This window comes from Pedobacter sp. (genome assembly GCF_035566355.1).
Lineage (GTDB): Bacteria > Bacteroidota > Bacteroidia > Sphingobacteriales > Sphingobacteriaceae > Pedobacter.
Genome location: NZ_DATMRL010000491.1, coordinates 1 through 17,189 on the forward strand (window position 1 = coordinate 1; position 17,189 = coordinate 17,189).

Below are 17,189 nucleotides of genomic sequence, written 5' to 3' on the forward strand. Positions count from 1 at the left end.
ATGCACAACAGTTTCTAAATGGCACTTATTTGTTGCTGCCAGACTGGTACAACAGAATTGACGGTTCTTTTCTTGACGCAGGTACAGATGATGCACTGGCTTCGAAAGACGGAAGTTCTATCGATAATTTTAGAAATGGACGGATATCGGCCAATGTGCTGCCCGACAATACCTGGAGCAGAAATTATTCTGGCATCAGAAGAGCAAACCTTTTTTTAAGCAAGATAGATATTGTTCCTGCCCCAGCCGACCGCAAGGTACAATGGAAAGCAGAAGCTCGTTTTTTAAGAGCCTATTTCTATTTTGAACTGACCAAGAGGTGGGGAGGAGTTCCGCTGCTTGGTGACAAAGTATTAGGTTTGTCTGATCAATTAAACTATAAAAGAAATACTCTTGAGGAATGTAATGCTTACATACTTTCAGAGCTGGAAAGTATAAAAAACAGTTTGTTGCCTGTTTCGATTACCGATGGCGACTGGGGACGTGCAAATCAGGGGGCGGTAATGGCTTTGAAATCCAGGGTTTTGTTGTATGCTGCAAGCCCATTGAATAATCCGGGTAATGACCTTCAGAAGTGGTCTGTAGCTGCTCAGGCCGCTAAAGACATTATTAACCTGAACAATTATTCTCTGGCAACTGATTTTATTGCCTCTTTAAATGCGACACGTAATACAGAGTTCATTTTTATCAGGGAACAGGCGCTGAGCCAGAGTGTAGAAAATAACAATGGACCTGTAGGTTATATTGTTGGCGCAGGAGCTACCAGCCCGTCACAGAACCTGGTTGATGCATTTTTAACCATTAATGGAAAGACAATAAATGAGAATGGTTCAGGATATGACTCCTCAAATCCTTATCTGAACCGCGACCCTCGTTTGGACGCGACCATTATGTACAATGGTAAAATGTGGCTGTCTAGACCGGTAGAAACTTTTGAAGGCGGGCAAGATAAGCCAGGTGGAAACCGCGTACAAACTAAAACAGGTTATTACCTGCGGAAGTTTATGGGCAAGTTTGAGAATTCTACGGCTTACAGTAATCAAGGACATCATGTGATTCTGTTCAGATATGCCGAAATTTTACTGAACTATGCTGAGGCCCTGAATGAAAGCAGTGGGCCGGTACAGGAGGTTTACAACAGCCTTATTGCGATTAGAAAACGAGCTGGTATTAAAGCCGGGGGAGATAATCAGTATGGACTTCCTCCTGGTGCCAGTCAATCTGCCATGCGTGCCCTGATCCGGAATGAAAGACGTATTGAACTGGCTTTTGAAGAACACCGGTTTTGGGACTTGCGCAGATGGAAACTTGCGGAGAGCGTACTAAATCAACCGGTTAAAGGGGTGAAAATTATAAAAAAGCAGGACGGCTCCTTTACGTATTCTGTTTTTGACGCATCCCCGTCTGTCTTTGATGCCTCAAAGATGTATTACAATCCAATTCCTTATTCAGAAATTCTAACCAATCCAAATATGGTGCAAAACCCAGGATGGTCTTTTTAACCGATTGAACCGCATTAAGATAAAGATATAATGAAAAGATATATTAGTATATTATTGTTTATGCTGCTAAGCTCTGCAGTATTTGCGCAAATGAGGTCTGTTAGAGGCCGGGTTACAGACAAAGAAGGGTTAACACTTGTCTCTGTGTCTGTTTATGAAACTGGTAACCCTAAAAATATAGCGTTGACAGATGTGAATGGTGTTTTTACGATCAAAGTCCCTTTAAGCAGCCAGAAATTGTCCTTTTCTTCGGTGGGTTATGTGAAGAAGACAATTAGTCTGACCGCCGGTCAGGATGCAAATGTAACTTTGGAAAGTGACAACTCAAATCTGGACGAAGTTGTGGTGGTAGGTTTAACTACACAAAAGAAAATCACCAATACAGGATCTGTAAGTACGGTAACCGGAAAGGAAATCAGACAGAGTCCGGCAGCCAGTATTCAGAATTCACTGGTGGGCAGACTACCTGGATTGTTTCAGCAGCAAACTAGTGGGCAACCTGGTAAAGACGCAGCAAATATTTATATCAGGGGTATAAGTTCTTATGCAACGGGGGCTGTTAACAGACCTTTGGTGATTGTTGACGATGTAGAATATATGTATGAGCAGCTGAATCAGATCAGTTCCAATGAGGTAGAAAGTATTTCCATTTTAAAGGATGCTTCTTCTACTGCGATCTATGGGGTTAAGGGTGCAAACGGGGTAATTATCATAACTACTCGCAGAGGGGTGTCTGGAGCGCCTAAGATCACACTCCGTACGGATTTTGGTTTACAGCTTCCTACTATACGCCGTAAGATTCTTCCAACGTTTGATGCCTTGACTTTATTAAAAGAACAAGCCGTAAACTCAGGACAGGACCCCAACCTTGCTTATCCAGGTTTGATGACTCCCGAGGCACTGGAACATTTCAGACTCGGGGATGATCCTTACCATTATCCAAGTGTAAACTGGTATGATGAGGTGATGCGTAAAAGCACCATACAACAAAGTAATAATATTGATATTAATGGTGGAACGAAGACTTTAAGATATTTCGTTTCTCTGGGCAGCCTTTTTCAGAATGGATTACTTAAAGAAGTTCCGAAACAGGAATCATTTAACAATAATTATTATTTAAAAAGGTATAATATAAGGTCTAATGTAGATATTGATGTAACTAAAACACTAACGTTAAAGCTAGACTTGTCTGCTCGTTTTAACGAAATCAATGAGCCGAATTTACCAGATGTAGTTCCTGGCGGAGCATTACCCTTCTGGAGAAGGATCAGCAGCGGTATTCTGGCACCATGGAAGTATCCGGTTAAAAATGAAGATGGATCTTACGGCGGAAAGAAAGGTGAATCTTTAAACCCGGTAGGTTTGCTGGAATATGGTGGCTATGAAAGGACGTATAGCAATGACCTGAATTTAAACCTGAATGCAGTGCAGAAGCTGGATTTCGTTACGCAGGGTCTGTCTTTTAGAGGGATACTGGCTTATACCAATAATTTTTCTTTTAGGAGAGGGCTTACCAGGGGTCGTTTCCCTGTTTATGACCATATAGCAGGTTCTGACGTACTTGATCCTGTCTTTCCAGATCTGATGCGGCTGGAGCCTCTTACGGTTTCTACGGCATTTGATGCCAATAAAATTCCCTACCCGTTCAGAAGATTAAATTTACAGGGAATCCTTAGCTATAACCGTCAGTTTAACCAACATAATGTGTACGGATTGGTGCTGACCAATCGATCTACAGAAATTTCGGGTGCAAGTGCACCTGGGAATTTTCAGGGATACGCTTTAAGGATGGGGTATAATTTTGCCTCCAAATATCTGTTTGAAGTAAATGCCGGTTATAATGGTTCAGATCGCTTCCAGGCTAAAAATCGCTTCGGGCTTTTTCCGGCGATAAGTCTGGGTTGGAACCTGAGTGAAGAAAAGTTCTTTAAAAAGGCGCTGCCTTTTATTAACTATATGAAGTTGCGGGGATCGTGGGGTATTGTAGGAAGTGATGATGTTGGAGGATACCGATATATCTATGAGGAGGTGTATACAAGCGCTGACAAGAACAGCTATTATTTCGGTGATAATAATACTGCAGTACCTGGTATTGTACCTGGGCAACTGGCAAATGAAGATGTGCGCTGGGAGAAGGAGCGGAAAATGGATATTGGTACGGATATCAAAATGTTTAACAGTAAACTGGAGTTGACTTTAGATTATTTTGATCATCGCCGGTCTGATATTTTAACGGTAAGGGAAACTGTGCCAGCGTATTCCGGTTTAAGCTTGCCGCCTGTTAATATTGGTGTGGTGAGTAACAAAGGATTTGAAGCGGAAATTACACACCGGCATAGCATAAATGAGAATTTCCAATACTTTGTAAAGGGAAATATCTCTTTTGCAAAGAATAAAATCCTTTACAGGGATGAACCTTTGAATGCTGCTAATCCATTACTGATGCGTACAGGCAGGCCAATTGGGCAAATCTATGGTTACACAGCAGATGGGTTTTATCGTGATGATGCGGATGTTGCCAACAGTCCGAAGGTGATAGGAAAAGTGGTTCAACCTGGAGATATAAAAATGGTAGACATTAACCATGATGGGAAAATAGACCAGGGGGATATAGGGCCTATTGGTTATCCTAACATTCCGCAGATCAATTATGGTTTTTCTCTGGGTACCAGTTATAAGAATTTCGACATTTCCGTACTGTTTCAGGGAGCTGCCCGGGGAAGTTTGAATGCCTCAACTATGCTTCAAATTGGTAATGTAAACGGTCTTCCGTCTGCAATACACGAAAAAAGATGGACCCCGGAAACCAGGGACATTGCAGAGTATCCACGATTGGGCGGGGTCAATTTCGATGCCTCAACCTTTTGGCTGAGGTCTACAAATTATTTGCGCTTAAAAAATGTGGAGCTAGGCTATCGTTTACCTGAATCGTTGGTGAAACGTGTAAGACTGAGCAATGTTCGGATTTATGCAAATGCACTGAACCTAATTACCTGGTTCAACCTGAGCATTTATGATATTGACCCGGAATCTGTAACCGGAACAGTAGAGGGATATCAGAATTATCCTCAGCAAAAAGTAGTGAATTTTGGTGTACAGGTTGGCTTTTAATTAAATAGATATGAATACAAAATATGCTTTTCGGAAATACTTACTGGTTTTTTTGCCGGTAATTATGATTTATAGTTGTAAGAAGTCGGATAAGGGGTTTCTTGATAAAACTGATGTTGGTCAAATGAACCAGAATACCGTGTTTGCAGACAGCTTACTCACTTTTCAATTCCTAAATGGGGTATATGCCGATCTTCCTACAACCTATTACATGGATAATGGGGTAACTGGAGGCGGATTATGGTCTTACAGTGATGCTTCTGATGATTCTGAATGTCGATGGTCTGGTACTACTGCACAGGCGGCACCGGCATTTAATTTGGCACAGTTTGCTAGCTTAGCTGATTTCTCCAGGTTTAAAAATCACTGGAACAGTGCCTTTACAAACATCAGAAGGGTTAATGTTTTTTTAGGGAATGTGGACAGATCTCCAATCTCTGCAGGAAGAAAACTGAAACTGAAAGGAGAAGCCAGATTTCTGCGGGCCTATTATTATTATCATCTGCTTCGGAATTACAGCGGTTTACCTTTACTTGGAGACCGCCTGTTTGGTTTGACTGATGATTTCAATTTACCAAGATCAAGTTTTGCAGAGACGGTAAGTTATATCTCGGCCGAACTTGATGCCTGTAGCGGAATTTTGCCTTTGACCCAATTGCCGGAGGATTATGGAAGACCAACCAAGGGTGCTGCAATGGCCTTGAAATCCAGGTTACTGCTGCTCGCTGCAAGCCCTTTGTTTAATGGTGAAAACCCATCTACTGGCGGGGAACAGAAAAAGCTTGCGGGTTATGAGAATTTTGATGCGAATAGATGGAAACTGGCTGCAGATGCTGCAAAGGCAGTTATGGATCTGAATCTTTATCAGCTTGTTGAAGACAACACCACCGCCAAAGGATATGGTTTCTATAAAACGTTGACAGACAGGAAGAACTCTGAACAGATTTTCCAGATCATGATGAAGACCGGAAGATGGTATGAGGGTTATCTCTTACCCGTAACCCGGGGCGGACAGGCCTATTCTTATCCAACCCAGTCTCTGGTAGATGCTTATCCAATGGCCAATGGTAAAATGAAGGATGAAGCCGGATCAGGTTATTCAGAATCTGATATGTATAAAAACAGAGATCCAAGATTCGGTTATACTATTTTGTATAATCAGGCAACCTGGCTGGATAAAACAACCAATAAGCCAACTCCGGTAAACCTGTATTTTCAAGCAGCAGGGGATGGCCTTGGGACTTCAAATTCTACACGAACTGGATATCTGTTCAGGAAGTTCTGTAATGAGAATGCCGGAGGAAATTACGGGGTAACCAGTGATATAGGCTTAGTTTCACTTCGTTATGCAGAAATCCTGCTCAATTATGCTGAAGCAGAAAATGAATTTCAGGGGCCGGGAGCGCAAGTGTACGCAGCAGTAGAAGCCATACGCAGACGTGCAGGACTCGATCCTTATCAGTTGCCTGGCGGGCTAACGAAGGATGATATGAGACAGGTGATCAGAAATGAACGGAGGGTAGAATTTGCATTTGAAGAGGCACACCGTTTTTTTGATGTTAAGAGATGGAAAATTGCCGAGAAAGTGCTTAATGGCGATGCGATTGGTATGAGATGGGTTAAAAACGGGAATGCTTATACTGGTACACGTTTTGCTTTTGAGACACGGGTTTTCTTAAGTCCGCAAATGTATTATTTCCCAATACCACAATCAGAAATTAACAAAAGCAGTCTGTTGATTCAGAATCCAGGCTGGTAAAATTTTGAGAAGTGGGTGACGAAAATACACCCACTTTTCTATTGAAATAGTTATTGAATAAAATTGTTATAATGAAGAATACCTTATTATTTTTAATCTTTCTGTGCACAGGCAGTGGCTTTTTAAAAGGGCAGGACCGGAGTCAGATGAAACAGCTTATTGATGATCAATTTCATTTTGCTCAAAGGCAGTATAAAGTGCTGGCTAAAAATATTCCTGCTGAAGTGATGCCGAAAACCTATTATGCTAAGAGCGGAAAGATAGAAACCAGCGATACGAAGTGGTGGTGCAGTGGTTTTTACCCAGGTTCATTGCTCTATATTTACGAATACACTGGAGATACAACAATTCTAGCTGAAACCAACAGGCGACTGTCTATACTGGAGAAGGAGAAACACTACACGGGTAACCATGATTTGGGTTTTATGATGTTTTGCAGCTTTGGAAATGCATACAGGATTTTGAAGGAGGAGAAATACAAAGCGGTAATTGATACCTCTGCGGGTTCACTCGCAACCAGGTACCGCCCTGCTGCGGGGGTCATTCAATCCTGGAACTCCAGTAAAACCTGGAAAGGACCTGTGATTATTGATAATTTGATGAACCTGGAGCTATTGCTCTGGGTAAGTGCACATGGTGGTGATCCAAAGTATGAACAGATTGCTGTTTCTCATGCCAACAAAACCCTGAAGAACCATTTCAGATCTGATTACAGCTCTTACCATGTAGTAGATTACGATATGTTGACCGGAAAAGTGATCAGAAGGGGAACAGCGCAAGGTGCTGCAGATGAATCTGCCTGGAGCAGGGGCCAGGGCTGGGCTTTGTATGGCTATACCATGATGTATCGTTTTACAAAGGATCAAAAATACCTGGACCAAGCCATGCATATTGCTGATTTTATATTGAACCATCCAAATTTGCCTGCTGACGGAATTCCTTACTGGGATTTTAATGCACCAGATATTCCGGATACTTACAGGGATGTCTCCGCAGGGGCTGTCATTTCATCGGCTTTACTGGAATTGGGCCAATATTCTACTGGCAGAAGCAAAGACAAGTTCGTCTCTGCTGCCAGAAAAATGATTGTCTCTCTGTCTTCGGATCGTTATCGCTCAAAACCGGGAGAAAATGGTGGCTTTTTATTATTGCACAGTGTAGGTGCATTGCCTTTAAAATCTGAAATAGATGTTCCTTTAACTTATGCAGACTATTATTTTCTGGAGGCCTTGGCCCGATATAAAAAATGGTATTTATAAGTTGTTATTTTTTAGCTCGTTCATGAATTCTCTGGGAGTTTTTTCATATTGTTTTTTAAATTCCCTGCTGAAATATTTAGGGTCATTAAAGCCAATCAGATAAGAGATTTCTGAAATGGTATAGCTTTTTTGTTCTAAAAGCTGTACCGCTCTTTTTAAACGTATAGATTTGATAAAGTCGTTTACAGACAGATCCGTGATTGCTCTTATCTTTTTATACAACACTGGCTGGCTCATACCGGTTTCTGAAGCCAGGTCTGGCACTCCAAAACTTTGCTCAGACATATGTGCTTCTATATAGTTGATAACTTTTGTAATGAAAGCCTGGTCTGTTGACCCAATCTGGATGTTCTGCGGCTGCAGGGTGATCTGCTGGCCATATTTTCTGCGCATCAAGTCTCTTGAATGGATGAGGTTTTTAATGTTCAGTTCCAGGAGTTCCATGCTGAATGGCTTCATGATATAGGCATCAGCGCCAGTTTCCAGTCCGGTAACTTGATGGATGTGCGAGGATCTGGCGGTGAGCAGGATGACAGGAATATGGCTTGTCCTTTCATCGGTCTTGAGTTTTCTGCAGAGTTCCAAACCGTCCATTACGGGCATCATCACATCACAAATGATCAAATCCGGCAAGAGTTCTATAGCAGTTTCCCAACCTTTTAAACCATCAATGCTTTCACTTACCTGGTAATGCTGACCTACAGATCCTGCAAGCAATTGTCTGATCTCCGCATTGTCTTCTATAATGAGGATATGTTCATTGTTAGAGCTATCTTTTTTATGATCTTCATCTGTTGAAGCCGGATTATAGGTTATGTCTGTACTAAAAACGGGATAGGTTTCTCTGGTCACCGCAAATTCTTCAGATTTGAAATGTGTTTTTCCTTTTTTTAGTTTGACGGTAAAACAAGTGTCGCCTGGGGTGTGTGTTGTAGCAGGAATGCTCTCAATATCTATCGCACCATGATGTGCTTCTACAATGCTCTTGGAAAGTGCAAGTCCAATGCCCGACCCAATATGACTGGAGCCCTGGTCGTCCACCTGGAAGAAACTACTGAAAAGCTTGTTCTGGTTCTCATAGGAAATGCCAGCACCGTTATCATGAACTTGAATTTGGACCTCGTCTTTATGCTCAATTATCCTTAGTGTGATGGTGCCATTGTCTTTTGTAAATTTAAAAGCATTGCTCAACAGGTTAAACAATACTTTTTCGAGTTGCTTTCTGTCAAAAAAGATCTCTATGGAATCTTTTGAGGATTCAAAATTGTATGTAATGTTCTTTTCTATAGCCACATGCTGGAAGGCCAGGAAAATCTCTTTGCAAAAAATAATAATATTATCAGAGCTAACATATAATTTTAAATGGCCTGTTTCTGCTTTCCTGAAATCCATGAGCTCTGTAATCAACCGCATTAAGCGATCCGCGTTGTTTTTTATCGGGATGATCTGTCTGCTGATTTCCAGATTATCCTGTGTGTTCTTTAGCAGATTTTCAAGCGGAGTGAGAATTAAGGTTAGTGGCGTACGTATTTCATGAGAAATATTGGTAAAAAAATCCAGCTTCATTTGCTGCAAGTCTACGGAGCGTTTTAACAGGGCCTTAATGAAAAGGTACCGCACCACCAGAAATAGTATCACGGAAAAGATCAGCAAATAAGCAAAGTAAGCCCACCAACTGGCCCATATAGGTGGACGGATCTTTATTTTTATGCTTACAGAGCCCTTGCCAGGGATACCATCATTGTTTATTCCTTTGACCGTAAATACATATTCTCCTGGAGGAAGATTGGTATAAGTTGCACTGGGTGTATGAACATAGGTCCAGTCCTTTTCATAGCCTTCCAATTTATAGGCATATCTATTTTTATCTGATTTAATATAATTTAAGAGTGCAAAACCAATAGTGAAATGATTCTGATCGTGGGCAAAAGTGATTTCTTTCTGGCTGTTGATGTCTTCCTTCAGTAATTTGTCAGGGCCATTTACATCAACTGGTTGATTGAATAATTTTAAACCTGTAAATACAATAGGTGCAGTAGATTTATTGATCTCTATCTGGTCTGGAAAGAAGGTGGTTAATCCATTATATCCTCCAAAATAGAATTCACCTTTACTGTCTTTAAAGAAGGACCTGACATTGAATTCATTTCCTGCAAGCCCATCACTTCTGGTATAGTTCCTGAATTTTCCTGTTTTGGGATCTAGTTTGGAAAGACCGTTATCTGTACTGATCCATAAATTGCCGGATTGATCTTCCACTATACCCAATACATTGTTATTTGATAACCCGTCTTTTTCTGTATAGGTTTTAAAGTGGTTAGTTTTTGAGCTGTAACGGCTTATGCCTTCAAAATGAGTTCCTATCCATAGATCACCATTTGTACTTTGGGCGATACAATTAATGTAGTCTGACTGTAAGCGATTGATATCCGCAGGGTTTTTTAGAAAATAACTCAGTTTTCCGGTTTGAGGATCATATCGATGTAATCCGGCTGCAGTACCTATCCATAATTTTCTTTGCTGGTCTTCAAATAGTATCTGTATGCTTTTATTTTTCAGACTTTTTTCCAGGGGGCTCTTTACCGTATATTCTGCATATCGCCCATTTACTTTTTTCAGCAGGTTCAGCCCATCTAAGGAGCCTATCCAGGTATTTCCATAACTATCCTCGTTAATAGCAATAATCTCTGCCGTTCCAATATCATTCTTATAATTTTTTACATTGTTGATGTGCCTGAAAGTCTTTGTTCCGGGGTCAAAGAAATTTAATCCGCCATGATGCGTGCCAATCAGAAGATCGCCTTTTTTATTTCGGTAGATTGTTTTGACAAGGTTAGAGGTTAAACTCGTATGGTCAGTAGGTTTATTCTTATAGTGGGTATAGGTTTGAGAAAAGCGGTTGTAATAATTTAACCCGCCACCTTCTGTTCCAATCCATAAGTTGTGCTGCTCATCTTCAACAATGGAACTGATCACATTACTGCTCAGGCTAGAATGCTGCTTGTTGTTCTGCTGTACTTTAAACGCTGTAGAATAGGGGTAAGCGAAATTGACGCCTCCATAATAGGTGCCTACCCACATGGTTCCACTGATGTCCTGAAAGATGCTGTGAACGGAGTTTTGGGCAATACTCCATTTTAACTCAGGATCATGCTGGTAATTTGTGAAATTTTTATTCGCAGGATCCAATATACTTAAACCTTCCTGGGTCCCAATCCACAACATGCCATCATTTCTGAGCGCAATCGTTCGGATGTCATTGTGAACAATTGAATTTTGGTCTTTATTGCTATGGGTAAAGGAAGTGAACGATTGATCATTGTTGTGATAGAGATTGATTCCATTATCTGTTCCGATCCAGATATTTTGCTGCGCATCCATTGCAATACTGGTGATATAACTGGAGCTGAGTCCATTTGTTTTACCCGGCTGGCTTTGGAAGAGCTGGTACTGCATATGTCCATTTTCAAAACGCACTTTCATCAGGCCATCTGTACTGCCTACCCAGAGAAATCCATGGTTGTCCATCAAAATAGCGGTTATTGAATTCTGGTTAGGGTGGGCAAGGGTATCTTTAAAGGAGTACAATTGAAAGGTATTTGTTTCTCTGTCTAGTTTATTCAGTCCCTTATACGTACCAATCCAAAGATTTTGGTTCTTATCTTCATAAATATATTCTATGGAATTGTTGCTAATGGCCGTTTTATCTTTTGAATTGGTCAAGAAACGCGTAAAATTATCTTTTTGACGATCGTATTTGTTTAAGCCTTTACTTGTTCCTATCCAGAGATCGCCTCTGGAATCTATATAATTATATTGGATACTGCTGGAGGAAAGACTGCCGGGTACGGAAGGTATATTTCTATAGATCTTAAATTGATATCCATCATATCTGTTAAGACCGTGTTTTGTTCCAAACCAAAGAAATTGTTGATTATCCTGACAAATGGCAAGCACCGAGTTTTGTGACAGTCCATTTTCAAGAGTTAAATTACTGAACTGAACTTCTTTTTGGGCATAGGCATGTAGCTGTACGAATACAATAAATAAAATCCAGGACAAATAGCTACAGCTCTTTTTAGCGAACATGATGATTGTGGTTTGATTGGAACTTTGAATATCCGAATAATCGAGTTGAATCGAAACAGAATCTTGCTTAATTCTTTCTAAAAGTATGTTTTTTTTGATTTTTCTATCTTTTTCTTTTGAATAATCCTCTTTTAAAAAAAAATAATCTGACAGTTTTGGAAAAATGAATCCAGTTTCCGGATGAAATTTCCATAACGATGAATATGAATAAAAATATAGCCTTTTTAACTTTGGCATTTTCCTTTTTTTGCTTAGGTGTGCGAGCCCAATCCAGATCAACTTTAAATTTTAACAGTGGCTGGAAATTCAAAAAAACAAATGAAAACGTGGTCGCGAAGACGGAATGGGAAAACATAAGCATACCACATACCTGGAATGCGGAGGATATGCAGTTGTCAAAGGACTTTTATGAAGGCGAAGGACAGTATAAAAAAGACTTTGACCTGAGCGATGAATATAAAGATAAAAGGATCTTTTTGCGTTTTGAAGGGGTAGGACAGGTTGCACAAGTCTATGTAAATGATAAGCTGGTTGGTACACATAAAGGATCTTACAGTGCTTTTTGTTTTGAGATCACTTATGCGGTTAAGTCTGGTTCAAAAAATACCGTTCTTGTTAAAGTTAACAACAAGGCCAGAAAAGATGTTATCCCGGTTAACCACTTTTTGTTTGGAATTTATGGTGGTATTTACAGGCCAGTTAGTTTAATTGTAACCAATAAGCTGAACATCAGTACTACGGATTATGCATCGCCAGGGATTTACTTAAGCCAGAAAAATGTATCTCCAAAATCTGCAGAAGTTAACCTGGCGGTTAAGATTGAAAATAAACTTTCTTCTCCACAGGAAATAACAATCAAAACGACGGTATACGATAAAGAAGGGAAATCTGTTCTGACTAAAAACACCAATGAGCGGGTAACGATGCAGGGAAGACAGCGCTTTGAACAGAATTTTAGTATGGAAAACCCTCATCTATGGCAAGGACTGGATGATCCCTATCTGTATAAGGTGGTTACCCAGGTTCTTCAAAATGACCAGGTTATTGATGAAGTTGTACAACCGCTAGGTCTTAGAAAATTTGAGTTTGCAGGAAAGAAAGGTTTTTTTGTAAACGATAAGGCTTATCCTATGTATGGGGTTACCCGCCATCAGGACAGGTGGAAATATGGAAATGCACTGAGCAATTCGCAGCACAAAGAAGACCTGGATATGATCAGGGAAATGGGAGCAACCACCATTCGCTTTGGCCATTATCAGCAGGCAGAATATATCTATTCACAATGTGACTCCCTGGGTTTTGTAATCTGGGCTGAAATTCCATTTGTAAATACCTATACTTCTGAAGAAGGAGACAATGCCAAACAGCAGTTAACTGAACTGATCCGTCAGAATTATAACCATCCGGCTATTTATGTATGGGGATTGCATAATGAGGTGTACGGAAAAACACCTGCAGATTATCCAGCTACTTTGACCAGAGACCTTAATGAGATCGCCAAAATAGAAGATCCAGGCCGTTATACCGTAAGTGTAAGCGGCTATGGTGAAATGGAAAGACCAACAAACCTGAATGCGGATATTCAGGGAATGAACCGTTACTATGGTTGGTACGAAGGTAAAATTGGAGGACTGGATAAATGGGTTGAAAACCTGGAACAAAAATATCCAGATAATAAAGTGGTTTTATCGGAATATGGAGCAGACGGGAACGTATTTCAACAAAAAGAGCAGGCACTTTTGGGAGATACTTATAATTATAGTTTGCCTGTTTATCCTGAAAATTATGAAACAAAGACGCACGAAGTACAGTGGCCAATTATTGCGAAACACCCTTACATTGTTGCTTCCTATTTATGGAATATGTTTGACTTTGCCACTCCTATGTGGGAAAGAGGAGGAATGCCTGCACGGAATATGAAAGGCCTGGTTACTTTTGACCGGAAATTAAAAAAAGATGCTTTTTACTGGTATAAAGCAAACTGGAGCAAAGAACCTGTGCTGTACATTACCGAGCGGAGAACAACTGAGCGTACACAGCAGATTACACAGGTTACCGTATATTCCAATACCGGACAGCCAGAGCTTTATCTGAATGGCAAGAAAATAACTACTGCTCCACAAGTAGTTGATGTTCCGGTACATTATGTATTTGATCATATAGAATTAAAGAAAGGAAAAAACGTCATCAAGTCCAGGACCACAAAGGATGGAAAGAGCTATACTGACGAGGTGATCTGGAATTATAAAGGCAGGTAAAGGATCTGCCGTTTCGATTTTTCTACCCTTTTGCTTTGAATATTCATCTTTTTTAGCCGTTTAAAACAACATTTTTGATTATAACCAAATAGATTTCTAATTGTCAACTTAACTAACCAACCATATATGAAAAGAAGAAGACTACCAAAAGAACTATGGTGGCCAATATCCAGGAGGTTCCTGGTGATGGTGCCATTACTTGCCTGCTTATCTCATGCAGAAGCATTTGCGGGCCCACTTGTAGCACAAATAGAGTTGAAACCGATAGCTCAACAAAATGTAAAAGGTATTGTGAGGGATGAAGAGGGTATGCCACTACCTGGAGTTAGTATTCTGGAAAAGGGAACCAAGAATGGAGCCAGTACCAACGGCCAGGGGGAATTTTCCATTGTACTTAAAAATCCAAATGCTATACTAATAATAAGTAGTATCGGTTTTTTACCTCAGGAAATTCCAGTAAAAGGCGGTACCGTAAATATTGTTCTGAAAGCTGATAAGAAAGCTCTTGATGAAGTTGTTGTTGTAGGGTATGGTACGCAGAAGAAAAGTGACGTAACCGGATCTATCTCTTCAGTTCCAAAAGAACGTTTGGATAACCTGCCGGTAACCAATGTGTTACAGGCTATGCAAGGTTCTGTTGCCGGCGTAAACATCAGCTCTTCCTCTAATGCTCCTGGAAAATCACCGGATTTTTTTATCAGAGGATTACATTCCATTACAGCAAGCAACAGCCCTCTGATTGTTTTGGATGGTATTCCATTCAGTGGTTCTTATAACGATATTAACAGTACCGACATACAGTCAATTGATGTGCTTAAAGATGCATCTGCTACCGCAATTTATGGAACCCGGGGATCGAACGGTGTAGTCCTGATTACGACCAAGAGAGGGAAAACTGGCAAACCTGTAGTTGCCTATAGTACCTGGTTTGGCCTGGAAAATATAACCAGTGCGGCAAAACCAATGAGTGGGGCACAATACGCACAAAAGAATCTCGATTACACTGCACAAACTAATAAAGCATCTGCGCCTGTTCCCAATCAGTATGAGAAGGACAATTATGATAAGGGAATAGAGACTGACTGGTTAAAAGAGATTTCTCAACAGGGTTTTATACAGAACCATGAACTTAATGTTTCGGGAGGTACAGAAGATGTAAAATATTATGTTTCAGGAAACTATACTAAAGAAAAAGGGGTGTTGAAAGGATACCAGTACAGCCGATTCAGCGTGCGTTCCAACCTTGACGCAAAAATTACTTCCTGGCTGACCGCAGGAACCAACCTGTTTTTTACCAATAACGATCAGGGAGGAGGAAAAGTAAATCTCTATATGGCGACTGTTATGAGTCCATACGGGCATTTGTATAATGCACAAGGAGATTATGAGATATATCCGATGAATCCTGAACAGCTCTACACTAATCCACTGCTGGGGCTATATCAGCCAACACTAAACTTGACCAGGACCTTAAGTGGAAATGCCTATGCAGAGATCAAACCTGAGTTTATTAAAGGATTTAAGTACAGGCTGAATACCGCTTATACCTATAAACCCGATCGTACGGGAGATTATACTGGTCGTAAAACCGGAGATCTTCTTGGAACCGCAAGCTTAGCCAATGAAGAAGCTAAAAACTGGCTCATTGAAAACATATTTGGCTATCAGAGAACCTTTGGAAAGCATAATATAGACATAACTGGTCTATACAGTGCACAAAAGAATGACGATTTCAAATCTACCATTAATGCAAATACATTTATTAATGATATGCTCGATTTTAATAATATCGGTGCCGGTCAGAAACAGACTACAACTTCTAATTATTATGCCAGCACACTGGTCTCTCAGATGCTTAGGATAAACTATGCTTATGATAGCCGTTACCTTTTGACTTTAACTGCGAGACGAGATGGCTATTCGGGTTTCGGCAGCGACAACAAATATGGGACTTTTCCTTCCATAGCCTTGGGCTGGAATATAAATAATGAAAGCTTTTTAAAAGAAAGTAAAATAGTGAATTCACTGAAACTTCGTCTATCTTATGGTGTTTCAGGTAATCAGGGAGTTTCTCCTTATAATACCTTAAGTACCCTAGCTACAGTCCCATATATTTACGATGGTGTGACTACAATTGGTGTAACGCCAAGCAGGATTGGAAACAAGAATTTGAAATGGGAGAGTACAAAAGGATTTAATGCTGCTATAGATTTCTCTATCCTTTCCAACCGGATTTCGGGATCATTGGAGACTTATTTTACCAATACTTATGATTTACTACTATCCAGAAAAATACCGAATATAACAGGTTATACTTCGATTTTAGATAATGTGGGTAAAACTGCAAACAAAGGTTTTGAAGCTAGTATTACTTCGAGAAACATAGAACGGGAAGGTTTTTCATGGGAAACTAATTTTAATTTCTCCCTAAATCGTAACAAAGTTAAATCTCTTTATGGAGATGGCAAAGATGATATTGTCAATAACCTTTTCATTGGAAAATCCTTGCAAGGGGTGTATGATTATAAATTAATTGGTGTTTGGCAAAAAGGTGATGACTTTAGTGTAGATCCATCTGCTAAACCTGGGGACTTGAAATTTCAGGATCTGAACAGTGACGGAAAAATCAATTCCCAGGATCGCACTTATCTCGGAACCCGTCTGCCCAATTATATCGCTGGTATAACCAATACATTTAAATATAAACACTTTTCTCTGAGTGTCTTTATTCAAACTGTTCAGGGCGTGTTAAAACCGAATACGATTTATGATTACCGGGATCAGCTTGGTAGAATCAACCTGCCTGCTAGTTATACTTACTGGACCCCAGATAACAAAAGTAATATTAGCCCATCTCTGGCCTATACCAATTCAAGACAGTATACTTATCCGGTTGACGGATCTTTTACCAGGATAAAAGACGCGACATTGAGTTATGATTTTGCTGTCGAGAAACTGAATAAGTTTAAGATAAACAATCTGCGCATCTATGTGAGTGGAAGGAACCTGGCTACATTCTCTAAATGGCTTGGCTGGGATCCTGAGTCTGATCCTTATAAATATTATGATAACCAGGCGAGTACCTTTTATCCTCAGGTGCGAACTTTTGTAATGGGTATCAACATTGGTCTACAATAAATTTAAATGATTATGAAAAAGTTAGTTTTATATATATATGCACTGGTTCTGTTTTCAGTTCTAAGTGTGGGAT

At 40.2% G+C, this 17,189-nt stretch carries 7 protein-coding genes; 6 read left to right on the forward strand and 1 reads right to left on the reverse strand.

Annotated features, from left to right (window positions below; genetic code table 11):
* From VNZ46_RS19140 to VNZ46_RS19155, 4 genes are all read left to right on the forward strand, one after another.
* Positions 1 to 1,502, forward strand: a 1,502-nt coding sequence (locus VNZ46_RS19140; protein WP_325561619.1) for a RagB/SusD family nutrient uptake outer membrane protein, incomplete at its 5' end; no start/stop codon positions are given.
* A 30-nt stretch (positions 1,503 to 1,532) separates the two neighbouring features.
* Entirely contained in the window at positions 1,533 to 4,613 is a 3,081-nt protein-coding gene (locus VNZ46_RS19145) for a TonB-dependent receptor (RefSeq protein ID WP_325561620.1), read from the forward strand.
* Between the two features lie 10 nt (positions 4,614 to 4,623).
* Positions 4,624 to 6,372: a RagB/SusD family nutrient uptake outer membrane protein gene (locus VNZ46_RS19150; RefSeq protein WP_325561622.1), complete on the forward strand. Its 1,749-nt coding sequence runs from the start codon at positions 4,624 to 4,626 to the stop codon at positions 6,370 to 6,372.
* A gap of 71 nt (positions 6,373 to 6,443) precedes the next feature.
* Positions 6,444 to 7,631 (forward strand): glycoside hydrolase family 88 protein, encoded by a 1,188-nt coding sequence (locus tag VNZ46_RS19155; RefSeq protein ID WP_325561624.1) that lies wholly within the window; start codon positions 6,444 to 6,446, stop codon positions 7,629 to 7,631.
* Here the strand turns inward: VNZ46_RS19155 and VNZ46_RS19160 are convergent.
* Positions 7,626 to 11,720, reverse strand: a complete 4,095-nt coding sequence (locus tag VNZ46_RS19160) for a hybrid sensor histidine kinase/response regulator transcription factor (RefSeq protein WP_325561626.1) — start codon at positions 11,718 to 11,720, stop codon at positions 7,626 to 7,628. The genes VNZ46_RS19155 and VNZ46_RS19160 overlap by 6 nt on opposite strands.
* A 203-nt stretch (positions 11,721 to 11,923) precedes the next feature.
* On the opposite strand from VNZ46_RS19160, the gene VNZ46_RS19165 reads away from it, so the two are divergent.
* Positions 11,924 to 13,978, forward strand: a complete 2,055-nt coding sequence (locus VNZ46_RS19165) for a glycoside hydrolase family 2 protein (RefSeq protein ID WP_325561628.1) — start codon at positions 11,924 to 11,926, stop codon at positions 13,976 to 13,978.
* A 126-nt stretch (positions 13,979 to 14,104) separates the two neighbouring features.
* The gene (locus VNZ46_RS19170; protein ID WP_325561630.1) at positions 14,105 to 17,116 is read left to right on the forward strand and encodes a TonB-dependent receptor; all 3,012 of its coding nucleotides are present in this window, start codon (positions 14,105 to 14,107) and stop codon (positions 17,114 to 17,116) included.
* Positions 17,117 to 17,189: the final 73 nt, after the last annotated feature.

What these genes read in the sequence shown, in the direction of transcription:
- VNZ46_RS19145 (WP_325561620.1), top strand. Translation starts at nt 1,533, where the DNA reads ATGAAAAGATATATTAGTATATTATTGTTTATGCTGCTAAGCTCTGCA.
- VNZ46_RS19150 (WP_325561622.1), top strand. Translation starts at nt 4,624, where the DNA reads ATGAATACAAAATATGCTTTTCGGAAATACTTACTGGTTTTTTTGCCG.
- VNZ46_RS19155 (WP_325561624.1), top strand. Translation starts at nt 6,444, where the DNA reads ATGAAGAATACCTTATTATTTTTAATCTTTCTGTGCACAGGCAGTGGC.
- VNZ46_RS19160 (WP_325561626.1), bottom strand. Translation starts at nt 11,720, where the DNA reads ATGTTCGCTAAAAAGAGCTGTAGCTATTTGTCCTGGATTTTATTTATT.
- VNZ46_RS19165 (WP_325561628.1), top strand. Translation starts at nt 11,924, where the DNA reads ATGAATAAAAATATAGCCTTTTTAACTTTGGCATTTTCCTTTTTTTGC.
- VNZ46_RS19170 (WP_325561630.1), top strand. Translation starts at nt 14,105, where the DNA reads ATGAAAAGAAGAAGACTACCAAAAGAACTATGGTGGCCAATATCCAGG.